The sequence below is a fragment of the Streptomyces sp. NPDC000983 genome (assembly GCF_040299205.1).
Classification (GTDB): domain Bacteria; phylum Actinomycetota; class Actinomycetes; order Streptomycetales; family Streptomycetaceae; genus Streptomyces.
Map to the genome: position 1 here is coordinate 24,432 of NZ_JBEPBM010000055.1, position 11,004 is coordinate 35,435.

Consider the following 11,004-nt stretch of genomic DNA (forward strand, 5'->3'; position numbering starts at 1 on the left):
CGCGGGGCCGGCGTGGCTCAGCCGAGGCGGCGGATCGCCTCGGCCCAGTCGAGCGGGAGGTCGTCGCTCCTCGCCGTCCAGGTGACGTACTTCGCGTCCTTCATCCGGGGGGCCAGGCCCCGCGAGGTGGGGGCGTGGGTGCCGGAGCGGGCGAAGGCGCGCAGTGCCTGCGGCGACTCCCAGGCGGACAGGGTCCAGAAGGTACGGCGCAGGGGCTGGGCCCTGAGAGTGGCCCCGTAGGCGCCGGGCGCCCGGCCGACCTGCCGCCACACGCCCGGGGTGCGGAGGAAGAACTTCAGCGCGCCCCAGTGGCTGCGGGTCTCGAACCGGGAGGCGAAGACGTGCACCTCGGCACCGGCCGGCGGAGTGTTCGGAACGGTCCAGGGAAGAGTGGGCACGGTGTTCTCCTCAGCGGCCGGCGGTCTCGAGCACGGGGGCGGGGGCGTCCGGGGTCTCGGCGGGCCCGGCGCTCCGGCGGCCCGGGATGCACAGGGCGGCGACTCCGGCGACGGCCACCAGGGCGGCACCGGTGACCAGGGCGGGCTTGAGCCCGTCGACGAAGGTCTGGCCGGTCTCGTAGCCGCCCTGCGCCGCGAAGATCGACGACATGATCGCGATGCCCAGGGCGCCGCCCACCTCGCGCAGCGCGTTGTTGGCGCCGGAGGCGATGCCCTGCTCGGAGGCGCGGACGCTGGACATCACCAGGGCGGAGGCCGGCGCGAAGAACAGGGCCATGCCGACACCGCTGATGATCAGGCCGGGCAGCTGGACGCCGTAGGAGGCGTCGGCGGTGATGACCGAGGCCAGGTAGCCGAGGCCGGCGGCCTGGAGGAAGAGGCCGGCGGCGACGACCGGGCGGCCGCCGATCCGGTCGGAGAGGATGCCGGCGATCGGCGCGACGAGCATCGGCATACCGGTCCAGGGCAGCATGCGCAGGCCCGCCTCGGTGGGCGAGTAGCCCAGCACGCCCTGCATGTACTGGCTGAGCAGGAAGATCGAGCCGAACATGCCGAGGAACATCAGCATGCTGGCGGCGTTGATCCCGGAGAAGGCGCGGGAGCGGAAGAGCCGCATCGGGAGCATGGGGTGCTTGGCGCGGATGCCGTGGTGGACGAACCCGGCGAGCAGCGCCCCGCCCGCGAACAGGCCGGTCAGGACCAGGGGTGCGGTCCAGCCGTCGGCGGGGCCGCGGACCAGGCCGTAGACGATGCCGAAGAGGCCGCCGCTGGCCAGGAGGGTGCCGGGGATGTCGAGGCGGGCGCCCGTGCCGTGCGACTCGGCGAGGCGCAGCCGGGCGAGCGGCAGCAGGATCAGGCCCAGCGGAACGTTCAGCCAGAAGATCCACTGCCAGGAGATGTGTTCGGTGAGGGTGCCGCCGATGAGGGGTCCGGAGGCGACCGCGAGCCCGTTGACCGCGCCCCAGATGCCGAACGCCATCCCCCGCTTGGCGGCGGGCACCGCGGCCGTCAGCAGGGTGAGCGTCAGCGGCATCATGATCGCCGCGCCGACGCCCTGGACCGCGCGGGCGGCGATCAGGGAGTCGATGCCGGGGGCCATGGCCGCCCCGGCGGAGGCGGCGGTGAAGATCGTGATGCCGACCAGGAAGAGCCGTCGGCGGCCGAACCGGTCACCGAGCGCCGCGCCGAACATCAGCAGGACGGCGAAGGTGAGCGTGTACGCGCTGACCGTCCACTCCAGGTCGTGCAGGGCTCCGCCGAGGTCCTCGCGGATGGAGGGCAGCGCGGTGGTGACGACGAGGTTGTCGAGGGCCGCCATGAATCCGGCGACGCTGGTGATGACGAGGGCCCAGACGGGCCCTCCACGAGGTGCGCTCTGCTGTGACATCTCTCCCCCAGAGGGTGTTCACGGGCACTTGGTTAGTTATTGATGACTAAGTTTCGAGGGCACAGGAAAGCGCCGAACGCCTTCCTCGCCGCTTCAGTGCTGGAGCCGGCCGCTCTCGCGCACGTCCGGGTAGAGCCCCGCCCACACGCGGTGTTCGGGCGGGAATCCCATGGCGGTCAGGCAGTTGATGAGCATGCCGATCGCCATGAAGGTGGTCGTCTCGCCGATGTCCGCGCCGAGCGGCAGGTGGACGGTGTCCCACAGTCGCACCCAGCCGTCGCGCACGGTGGCGCCGAACTCGTGGTCGCCCTCGGCCTCGGCGGCCGCCACGGCGACGTACATCTGCATCTGCATGAGCATCCGCTCGGGGTGCTCGACGATGACCCTGGTGTACGCGTTCGCCATGGCATGGAGTGCCTCTTCGCCCTCCAGTCCGGCGGACGCCTCCTCGAAGGTGCGGATGGTGTCCTCGACACACCGCTCCGCCACCGCGAGGAAGATCGCCTTCTTGCCCGGGAAGAGCCGGAAGAGGTACGGCTGCGACACCCCGACCCGCTTGGCGATCGCCTCGGTCGACGTGCCGTGGTAGCCGCCCCGGGCGAACTCGGTGGTCGCCGCCCGGATGACGCTCTCGCGCCTCTCTTCTGCGCTCATCCTGACCATGCTTGAAAGTTAGTACTCAATCACTAACTAAGTCAAGCGGACCGCGTCGGCTCTCCATGGGTAAGGGGCGCCCCGCCATGGAGAGCGCCCCTTACCTCACCTCACCGCACGCGCGTGCGTCACGCCAGCCGTACGACCGCCCGCGACATCCCGAGCACCTTCTGCCCGGCACTGGTCGCCGTCAGGTCCACCCGTACGGTGTTGTCGTCGAGCTTGGCCGCGACCTTGCCGCTGACCTCGATGACCGCGCCCCGGTCGTCGTTCGGCACGACGACCGGCTTGGTGAAGCGGACGCCGTACTCGACGACCGCGCCCGGGTCGCCGGTCCAGTCTGTGACCACCCGGACCGCCTCGGCCATGGTGAACATGCCGTGCGCGATGACGTCCGGCAGTCCGACCTCCTTGGCGAACTTCTCGTTCCAGTGGATGGGGTTGAAGTCGCCGGAGGCGCCCGCGTACTGGACGAGCGTGGCCCGGGTCACCGGGAACGACTGCGCGGGCAGTTCGGTGCCGACCTCGACGTCGGCGTACGAAATCTTCGCCGTCATGGGATTGCTCACGCCTCCTCGGCCGCGCGGGCGACCAGCTTCGTCCAGGCGGTCACGACGTGCTCCCCCGCCTCGTCGTGGACCTCACCGCGGATGTCCAGGATGTCGTTGCCCGCGAGGGACTTGATCGCCTCGATGGTCGAGGTGACCGTCAGCCGGTCGCCGGCCCGCACCGGGCGGGTGTAGGCGAACTTCTGGTCGCCGTGCACCACCCGGCTGTAGTCCAGGCCGAGCTGCGGATCGGCGACGACCACGCCGGCCGCCTTGAAGGTGATCGCGAAGACGAAGGTCGGCGGGGCGATCACATCGGGGTGGCCGAGCGCCTTGGCGGCCTCCGTGTCCGTGTACGCGGGGTTGGCGTCCCCCACCGACTCCGCGAACTCACGGATCTTCTCGCGGCCGACCTCGTAGGGGTCGGTGGGCGGATAGCTCCGCCCGACGAAGGACTGGTCGAGCGCCATGGACTCGGCACCTCCTGGGGTCTGCGGGTGATGTCCCGGGGCCGGCCGGTGATCCCGTTCACGAAATCCCCGAAAGGGCCGGTGATCCTTTTCCGGTTCCCCGGAAAGGGCCGGTGCCCCTGTCGCGGTCTTCCGCGGGACGGGCCGGGCGGCGGTCTGCGAACTCTGCTGGTTCCGGCCGGCTCCGCGAGCTCTCCGCGAACTCGCCGCGAGCCGTCTGTGAGCTCCCTGCGAACCGACCGGTAACCGGTCGGCCGAAACGACACGAGGCCGCCCCCCGAACTGCGGGGGCGGCCTCGTGTACGAGCCTTGTTATCGCGTTTCGCGGTGCGCGGTGTGCGCGTTGCAACGCGGGCAGTGCTTCTTCATCTCCAGACGGTCCGGGTTGTTACGCCGGTTCTTCTTGGTGATGTAGTTCCGCTCCTTGCACTCCACGCAGGCCAGCGTGATCTTCGGGCGGACGTCGGTGGCAGCCACGTGAGTGCTCCTTGACGAACGGATGGGATGGTTTAACGCATAAAAGAGTAGCCGATCGAAGGACCGACCCCGCAATCGGCTACTGTCAGTAGCGGTGACCGGACTTGAACCGGTGACACAGCGATTATGAGCCGCTTGCTCTACCGACTGAGCTACACCGCTTTGATGTGATCGGCCCCGCCTCGCGGCGGGGACTCTCACACCAGAGCCCCAATACGGAATCGAACCGTAGACCTTCTCCTTACCATGGAGACGCTCTACCGACTGAGCTATTGGGGCGAGCGATGAAGACATTACACGGTCCGCCGCCGTTCACCCAAATCCGTTTCCCGGGCCCCGCCGCACCCCGATCCGACGGGCTTCCCGACCGCCTCGGACGCCCCCGCGGCACCCTCCTCCGCACCGCTCACACGCACCGGGCCACACCGGTACGACTATTGCGCTCCTCCCTGCCGTGAGCGGATCACCGCCCTAGGCTCGACTCACTCTGCGTGATCTTGCACCCCCGGTGCGGTCCGCGGCGCCGTCCCGAGCAGCGAGCACCTGGAGCGCGATGCCCGACAGCCAGTCCCCGCCGCCCCACTCGTCGTCCTCGTCGTCCTCGTCTCCGGGGCCCTCCGAGCGTGCCGCCCTGCTGCTGTGCGGGGCACGCCTCATCGACGGCCGCACCGTGGACGTGCGCCTGGGCGGCGGGAACATCGAGGCGGTGGGCACGGCCGGGAGCCTGGCGGGCGGTGCCTCCCGCGCGGGAGGCACCCGCGTGGACCTCAGCGGCTACCTCCTGCTCCCCGCCCCCGCCGATCCGCACGCCCACGGCGACAGCGCCCTCTCCGCCGACTCCGACGGCCCCGTCTCCGACGACCCGCAGGACGTGCAGCGCCGGGCCACGGAGGCCGCGCTGCTCCAACTCGGCCACGGGGCCACGGCGGTACGGGCCCATGTACGCGTGGGCGACGTCCAGGGCCTCGGCGCACTGGCCGCCGTACTGCGCGCCCGGCGCTCGCTGCGAGGACTCACCGAGCTGACGGCCGTGGCCATGCCCCGGCTGCTGACCGGCGTGGCCGGGGCAGACGGGCTGGCGATACTGCGGGACGCGCTGAAGATGGGCGCGTCGGTGGTCGGCGGCTGTCCCGACCTGGACCCCGATCCGACGGGGTATGCGGAGACGGTCCTCGAACTGGCGGCCGAGCACGGCTGCCCCGTCGATCTGCACACCGACGCCGACGACCCGGCCCGGCTGTCCCGGCTGGCCGCGATGGCCGGCGGACTGCGCCCCGGCGTGACCCTCGGCCCCTGCGGCGGCCTGGGGCGCCTGCCGGCCGACGCGGCGTCCCGGACGGCGGACCAACTCGCCGCGGCCGGGGTGGCGGTGGTGTGCCTGCCGCAGGGCGGCTGCGGCGGCGTGGACCGCCGGGGCACGGCACCGGTACGGCTGCTGCGCGCGGCCGGGGTGCGGGTGGCGGCGGGCAGCGGGGCGCTGCGGGACGTGTCCAACCCGGTGGGGCGCGGCGACCCGCTGGAAGCGGCCTATCTGCTGGCCTCCCGCTACGGGTTGGGCCCCGAGGACGCCTACGACACGGTGAGTTCGGCGGCCCGGGCGGTGCTGGGCCTGCCCGAGGTGCGGGTGGAGGCGGGTTTCCCGGCCGACCTGTTGGCGGTGCGCGGGGACCGGCTGGCGGGGGCGCTGTCCTTGGCGTACAGCCGGATCGTCGTGCACCGGGGGCGCGTTGTGGCACGGACCAGCGCGGTACGGGAGTACTGCGACTCGGCGGCAGCGGCGGAACTGGGGCTGCCGCGACAGGGGCGGGGGGAGGTTTCCTGACCGGGGGCCCGGAGCTGGGGGGCCGGGGGCGGCACACGGGGTTTGAACGGGGGCGCGTGGGCGTGGGGAACCCGGGGGTGGGGAGTTCGCGCGTGGGTGAGGGCTCGCGCGTGCGGGGGATCTCGCGCGTGGGGCGGATGGGGCCGTCCCGGCGTACGGTCGAAGACATGCGCATTGTCATCGCTGGTGGTCATGGACAGATCGCGCTGCGGCTGGAGCGGCTGCTCTCCGCGCGCGGGGACGAGGTGGCGGGCATCATCCGCCGCGCCGAACAGGGCGACGATCTGCGGGAGGCGGGTGCCGAACCGGTCCTGCTGGACCTGGAGTCGGCGTCGGTGGAGGAGGTCGCGGCGCATCTCCAGGGTGCGGACGCGGCGGTGTTCGCGGCGGGCGCAGGACCGGGGAGCGGGGCGGGCCGCAAGGAGACGGTGGACAAGGACGCCGCGATCCTGTTCGCGGACGCGGCGGTACGGGCGGGGGTCCGCCGGTACGTGGCCGTGTCCTCGATGGGCGCGGACGCCGGGCACGAGGGGCGCGAGGTCTTCGACGTCTATCTGCGCGCGAAGGGCGAGGCGGACCGGCACGTCAGCGGCCTGGACGCGCTGGCCTGGACGATCCTGCGCCCCGGCATGCTGACGAACGACGCCGGCACCGGCCTGGTCCGCCTGGAGGCCCGCACGGGCCGCGGGCCGATTCCGCGCGACGACGTGGCCGCCGTCCTGGCGGAACTGGTCGACACCCCCGCCACGGCCGGCCTGACCCTCGAACTGATCAGCGGCTCCGCACCGGTGGCGGTGGCGGTGAAGTCGGTGGCGGGCAACTGAGGCCCGCCGCCTCAGAACAGCGGCAACTGCCCGGGGAAATCGGGCACGACGTACCCGTCCAACGAGGGTTGCGCCGCACCGACTTCGGCCTGCCTGCGCGACCCGGCGCACGACACGAGCCCGCCGCCGCCCCGCGCCCCGGGCGGATCGTGGCGCGCGAACCGTCCGGCGACCACGGCGATCTCCCGACGGCATTCGGGACACCTTCTGCGACGAGTGGACATGGGCTCAGTCTCCCTGGAAACGGGACGAGGGTGGCGGGGGCGTCGCGGGGGCACATACGAAGAGACCCCCTGGGGATCGCGTTTCCACGATCCCCAGGGGGTCTTCCCCAAGTGGCGGCGCCAGGATTCGAACCTGGGAAGGCTGAGCCGGCAGATTTACAGTGGGCCGATGATCTAGCTCATGACCAGGGCATATCCTGGCTACCGCCCTCTCCGGGGGACGCCTGGGGGGAAAGCCTCCCCCGAAGTGGAGCCCTGGCTGGCTGCCGGGACCCCTGTTGCGTGGCTAGCGGTTGCGCTTGATGCACTTCTTCGCGAGGAAGACGATGGCACCTATCACCATCGCGCCGCCTGCGACCGGTCCAGCGACAGGGCCGTCGGCAAACCCCGCCAGGTTGGCTGCCTCGGCCGTGGCAATCGTCACGATGGCCGTGGCCTCCAAGGAGGGCGCTTCGACGTTCCAGCTGGGCCGGGACTTGGGTGCTGCCACGGGCGACCGTCGGGTAGACGTGTCAGTCGAATGTTCCGATGCGGGTCCCTGCGTGGAGATCGGCGCCATCTGAGCATTCGACGGACGCAGCGGTCCGCCCGTATTGTTCGTCGGGTTCACGACTTCCCTTTTCTCAGTTCTGAGGGCCGGGAGGCCGCTGGACTCCATAGAAGGCGGCCTCCCGTGTGGTGCGGGAGGCCGCGCTATATCTGCCGCCGCCCCCCAGGCACGTCTCGCAGCCTCTTCGCGATACCTGCCGGACTCCATAGCGACGACAACCTGGTGGTGACAGGGCCCTGTTGACCCCCAAGTGGAATGTTGGGGACAGGGCGCTTCGCCGTCGTGCGAAAGAGAGTATGCACGCGGCGCCGATTCATGCGACACGGCGACGGCCTGTGTCCAGCATTCGAGATGAACCCTGAAAAAAGTCGACGAAAACCACTGTGTGCACATTGGCAGTAACCCTACGGAGTGAGATTCGATCCCATTCCGTAGTTACTCGATCACTCCAGGTCACCCTCGGTGGGGAGCGCAGCGCCCGCCCGACTCCACAGAGGAACGTCGCCGGCCCACCCGTTTCCGAGCCACTAGGTCTCGGTCCGCCTCGGCCAGCAGTTCCGCGCGTGAACCCATGCCGGATCAGAGCCGAGCTACGCCGTGAAACCGGACCCGAAGCGGTGCACCCAAGCGCTCTCGCGGCCATCAGGTAGGTCGGGCGCGGCAACGGAATGCAACCGCTCCTCCCCGCAAGCACGCGCCCAGAACTGGCCGTCCAGTGAGAACTTCGGTCGGTCATCGTCAGATGAGACAGGGACGAGGCTGGTGGAGATCCACTCACCCTTGGTCGGTTCCGGCAATCCGAGCGCACGGGCGGCGTGTGGGTGTGATCCTTGGTGACCCAGCACGACAATGCCCTCCGGGCGCAGCTTTATCCGGGCGTCGCGGGCACGCTTCGGTGCGTCGTCCTGCTGGCCGACGGTCAACACGGCCTGGCGGCCAACGAGCCGGTCTTGCACATCACGGAACAGCTGGTTCACCCGCTGCTGACCCGACGAGGATCGGCGGCCCGGCAGTCGGGCAGTGAGGATCCGCTCGCGTGTTTCGGGATCCAGGTGGCGGAGCAGGTTTGTCGGCAGATCCCTCTGGAGCCCACCCCAAAGCCAGTAGACATCGGACTTGGCGCCGTCGGAGAGCTTGCGCTTGTTGTCTCGGTTGTATGCGCGGACGAGGTCACCGTTTACACCCAGCGCTCTCTTCCAGCGCAAGCGCTCATCGGTGATCCGCACTACGCCAGCGGCCCACCGGCTCGTGTCGTCGTCTATCCAGGTCACGACTGCAGCATGGTCAGCACGGCCACTCCGCTCGCCGTGGTCGGCGCACAGATACATCTCCATCGGGATCTCCCAACCACCGAGATCCTTCGAGAACTTACAGTCGATGTCGAGCCCGGCAATGGACCAGTCGAGGTCTGCGCCGTTGTCAATGGCGAACTCCTTGGTGAGGTTCACCTCTACGGCCGTGCCGAGATACGTCTTCTCCGTCTTCGTCAGGTGCTGGTACGCCCAGCGCCCCGTCCGCTGGCCATCGAGCAACTCGTCGAGGGAGTCGCGGAGCGCCCATCGGAAGCGCTCTCGCGCCTCCGGCTGGCTGTAGAACCAATCCACGAACGGGGCAAGGTCATCGGGGACGGGTTGGGTAAGACCGGACTGGATCCGCCACTCACGCGGCACCCTGCTCATGGGCTCGGTCGGGAGATCCCAAGTGCGGTACGAATTGCGGCGCGAGTACTTCGCCGCCAACGCTCGCGAATCCTGCAAGCCAGCCGGAGCAGCATCCTCTGGGAGCCACAGACCCTCTTGTATCGTCACGCGCTGCAGTCTGGCAGCAGGCACTCAACCGGGTTCGACGAGTCCCAAGAAGGGCGCGATCGGCAACCGGTGGGCGACGCATCCTCGATCGATTCGAGGAGGCCGTGAAAGCGCTAGACCCCCACCAGCACCTCGTCGTCAGGCGCGGACGCGGCTTGCCCCGGAAGACGGTGCCACCAATCGAGCTTCGCCAGCAGCTCCTCACTCGGCGGGGACCAGCCGAAGGCGGCGCTCAGGACATGCGCCGCCAGCCGCGGCGGAACTGCATTCCCAATCTGCTGCCCGATGTCGCGACCCGACCATGGGTAGTCGACAGGAAACGTCTGCAGACGTCCGGCCTCGGAGTGGCTGAACCGATCCAGTTCGACCCCGTCGAAGGAGACAACTCGGTTGCGGCGGATCTTGCCCGTCACAGTGGCAGAAGGCTGGGAGGAGGACCGGCGCCCCCGCAGCTTGGGGTCACCGCCGGTTCCGTAGTTCGAGATGACCTCGAAGGGTGTTCCTCGCTCGATGACATCGCCCATGGTTCGCCAGGGTTTCTTCGAGGCGTCGCCGGCATCACGCGGAACCCCCTTGCGGTACGTCCGATGAGTGGGGGCAGGCAGTTTCACATCGTGCTCCCCCCTCCGCGCGATCAGTACCGCACGCTTCCGCGTCTGCGGAACGCCGTAGGCCTCGGTGAGCAGGAGACCGTAGTCCACGGAGTAGCCCTCGGTCTGGAGGACTTGGGCGTAGGCCTCCCATACAGGCAGCACCGCAGGTACCTGCTCCAGGATGATCGCCTCGTAGGGCTTCTTCTGCACGTCGATGGCTTCCAAGATCCATCGAAGAGGTTCCAGCACCAGGCCGGTCCGCTCGTCATCCAGTTTCGCGAGATCACTGACGATCTCCTCGCGGTCGACCCGAGCAGTCATGCGGTCGACGAACTTGAGAACGTCATCAAGGGCCTTACGACCCGCCCCACTGCCTGCGACTGTAAAGGTCTGGCAGGGCGGACCGCCAGCCAACACGTCTGCGTCCGGAAAGTCGGCCGGACCGTACTGCCGCACGTCGCCCTGGATGGGGTCCAGGCCAGCAGCGCGGCGGGTCTCGCAAGCGTCGGCATCCCATTCGATGCCGACCGTGGGTACTCCCAACTTCTCCGCAGCCACATCCAAGCCACCAGGTCCGGCAAACAAGTCGACGATCTTGACTGGCTGCACGTGGTCTCCAGGGCATCAGGATGGCGGTCTAAGCGGCCGCCCTATGCAGTGCGGCGCTGTGCGAGCGTACCTGTGACCACTGACAACCCAGCGCTGCACGAGTCCCTTGCGGCTAGACGGAGCCGTGTGCAGTGCTAGACATCACGTAGGTCGGGCCTGCGTCGTACCCCGGGAGCAACTCAACCTTCGGAGGTTCGCACATGTGGGTATGCGGACTTTGGCATCTTTATCGCGGGCTGAACGTATGAAGCAGAGTCGATCTGCGGTCGGTGATCCAGCTGCACATCTAAGGTTGCCAGGATGGCAATGTCGAGCACACGGTGGAAGAGGAGCAGCCGGGCGCCTGAAGCTCAGCTAACGCACTGAGGGGTGCGGCCGACGATCGCGCCCCCTCAGTCATCGTTTGCCAACGGCAGTCGTCGCTCGCCAGTCCTTACTCGGCGCGAGGACGGCCCAACTGGGAGATTTACAGAGGGCTCCTTCAATGAGCCCCTTCCAACCTGACGGGTGGTTGGGCTGCGGGCCCCGGCGGCGGGCATGAAGAAAGCTCCTGGTAGACGGGTTCACGACCAAGATCACC

12 protein-coding genes and 2 tRNA genes are annotated in these 11,004 nt (G+C 69.2%); 2 read left to right on the top strand and 12 right to left on the bottom strand.

Features of this window, described 5'->3' with window-relative positions; all coding sequences use genetic code 11:
* Positions 1-17: 17 nt before the first annotated feature.
* From ABT296_RS35025 to ABT296_RS35060, 8 genes are all read right to left on the bottom strand, one after another.
* A complete protein-coding gene (locus ABT296_RS35025) occupies positions 18-398 on the bottom strand; it encodes a DUF3291 domain-containing protein (RefSeq protein WP_351933562.1) in 381 nt (126 codons plus the stop codon).
* 10 nt (positions 399-408) lie between these two features.
* Complete coding sequence (locus tag ABT296_RS35030) at positions 409-1,845, bottom strand: MFS transporter (RefSeq protein ID WP_351933564.1); 1,437 nt, start codon at positions 1,843-1,845, stop codon at positions 409-411.
* Positions 1,846-1,938: 93 nt separating this feature from the next.
* Positions 1,939-2,508 carry a TetR/AcrR family transcriptional regulator gene (locus tag ABT296_RS35035; RefSeq protein WP_351933565.1) on the bottom strand — a complete coding sequence of 190 codons (570 nt, stop codon included), beginning with the start codon at positions 2,506-2,508 and terminating at the stop codon, positions 1,939-1,941.
* A 119-nt stretch (positions 2,509-2,627) separates the two neighbouring features.
* Complete coding sequence (locus tag ABT296_RS35040; protein WP_351933583.1) at positions 2,628-3,056, bottom strand: MaoC family dehydratase; 429 nt, start codon at positions 3,054-3,056, stop codon at positions 2,628-2,630.
* Between the two features lie 8 nt (positions 3,057-3,064).
* The gene (locus ABT296_RS35045) at positions 3,065-3,517 is read right to left on the bottom strand and encodes an FAS1-like dehydratase domain-containing protein (protein WP_351933567.1); all 453 of its coding nucleotides are present in this window, start codon (positions 3,515-3,517) and stop codon (positions 3,065-3,067) included.
* Between the two features lie 312 nt (positions 3,518-3,829).
* Positions 3,830-3,994 (bottom strand): 50S ribosomal protein L33, encoded by a 165-nt coding sequence (rpmG, locus tag ABT296_RS35050; RefSeq protein WP_003948671.1) that lies wholly within the window; start codon positions 3,992-3,994, stop codon positions 3,830-3,832.
* 89 nt (positions 3,995-4,083) lie between these two features.
* A tRNA-Met gene (locus tag ABT296_RS35055) sits at positions 4,084-4,156 on the bottom strand.
* Between the two features lie 44 nt (positions 4,157-4,200).
* Positions 4,201-4,273, bottom strand: a tRNA-Thr gene (locus ABT296_RS35060).
* Positions 4,274-4,547: 274 nt separating this feature from the next.
* Between ABT296_RS35060 and ABT296_RS35065 the strand changes: the two genes are divergently transcribed.
* The gene (locus ABT296_RS35065; protein ID WP_351933569.1) at positions 4,548-5,816 is read left to right on the top strand and encodes an amidohydrolase family protein; all 1,269 of its coding nucleotides are present in this window, start codon (positions 4,548-4,550) and stop codon (positions 5,814-5,816) included.
* A gap of 167 nt (positions 5,817-5,983) precedes the next feature.
* Positions 5,984-6,640, top strand: coding sequence for an SDR family oxidoreductase (locus ABT296_RS35070; RefSeq protein WP_351933571.1), 657 nt, complete (start codon positions 5,984-5,986; stop codon positions 6,638-6,640).
* 11 nt (positions 6,641-6,651) lie between these two features.
* Here ABT296_RS35070 and ABT296_RS35075 read toward each other — a convergent pair whose 3' ends face one another.
* The 4 genes from ABT296_RS35075 to ABT296_RS35090 form a co-directional block, all read right to left on the bottom strand.
* A complete protein-coding gene (locus tag ABT296_RS35075; protein WP_351933573.1) occupies positions 6,652-6,864 on the bottom strand; it encodes a hypothetical protein in 213 nt (70 codons plus the stop codon).
* 286 nt (positions 6,865-7,150) lie between these two features.
* Positions 7,151-7,354 carry a hypothetical protein gene (locus tag ABT296_RS35080; RefSeq protein WP_351933575.1) on the bottom strand — a complete coding sequence of 68 codons (204 nt, stop codon included), beginning with the start codon at positions 7,352-7,354 and terminating at the stop codon, positions 7,151-7,153.
* 650 nt (positions 7,355-8,004) lie between these two features.
* Positions 8,005-9,222, bottom strand: coding sequence for a NaeI family type II restriction endonuclease (locus tag ABT296_RS35085; protein ID WP_351933577.1), 1,218 nt, complete (start codon positions 9,220-9,222; stop codon positions 8,005-8,007).
* A 113-nt stretch (positions 9,223-9,335) separates the two neighbouring features.
* The gene (locus tag ABT296_RS35090) at positions 9,336-10,424 is read right to left on the bottom strand and encodes a DNA cytosine methyltransferase (RefSeq protein WP_351933579.1); all 1,089 of its coding nucleotides are present in this window, start codon (positions 10,422-10,424) and stop codon (positions 9,336-9,338) included.
* Positions 10,425-11,004: the final 580 nt, after the last annotated feature.

What these genes read in the sequence shown, in the direction of transcription:
- ABT296_RS35030 (WP_351933564.1), bottom strand. Translation starts at nt 1,845, where the DNA reads ATGTCACAGCAGAGCGCACCTCGTGGAGGGCCCGTCTGGGCCCTCGTC.
- ABT296_RS35035 (WP_351933565.1), bottom strand. Translation starts at nt 2,508, where the DNA reads ATGGTCAGGATGAGCGCAGAAGAGAGGCGCGAGAGCGTCATCCGGGCG.
- ABT296_RS35040 (WP_351933583.1), bottom strand. Translation starts at nt 3,056, where the DNA reads ATGACGGCGAAGATTTCGTACGCCGACGTCGAGGTCGGCACCGAACTG.
- ABT296_RS35045 (WP_351933567.1), bottom strand. Translation starts at nt 3,517, where the DNA reads ATGGCGCTCGACCAGTCCTTCGTCGGGCGGAGCTATCCGCCCACCGAC.
- ABT296_RS35065 (WP_351933569.1), top strand. Translation starts at nt 4,548, where the DNA reads ATGCCCGACAGCCAGTCCCCGCCGCCCCACTCGTCGTCCTCGTCGTCC.
- ABT296_RS35070 (WP_351933571.1), top strand. Translation starts at nt 5,984, where the DNA reads ATGCGCATTGTCATCGCTGGTGGTCATGGACAGATCGCGCTGCGGCTG.
- ABT296_RS35075 (WP_351933573.1), bottom strand. Translation starts at nt 6,864, where the DNA reads ATGTCCACTCGTCGCAGAAGGTGTCCCGAATGCCGTCGGGAGATCGCC.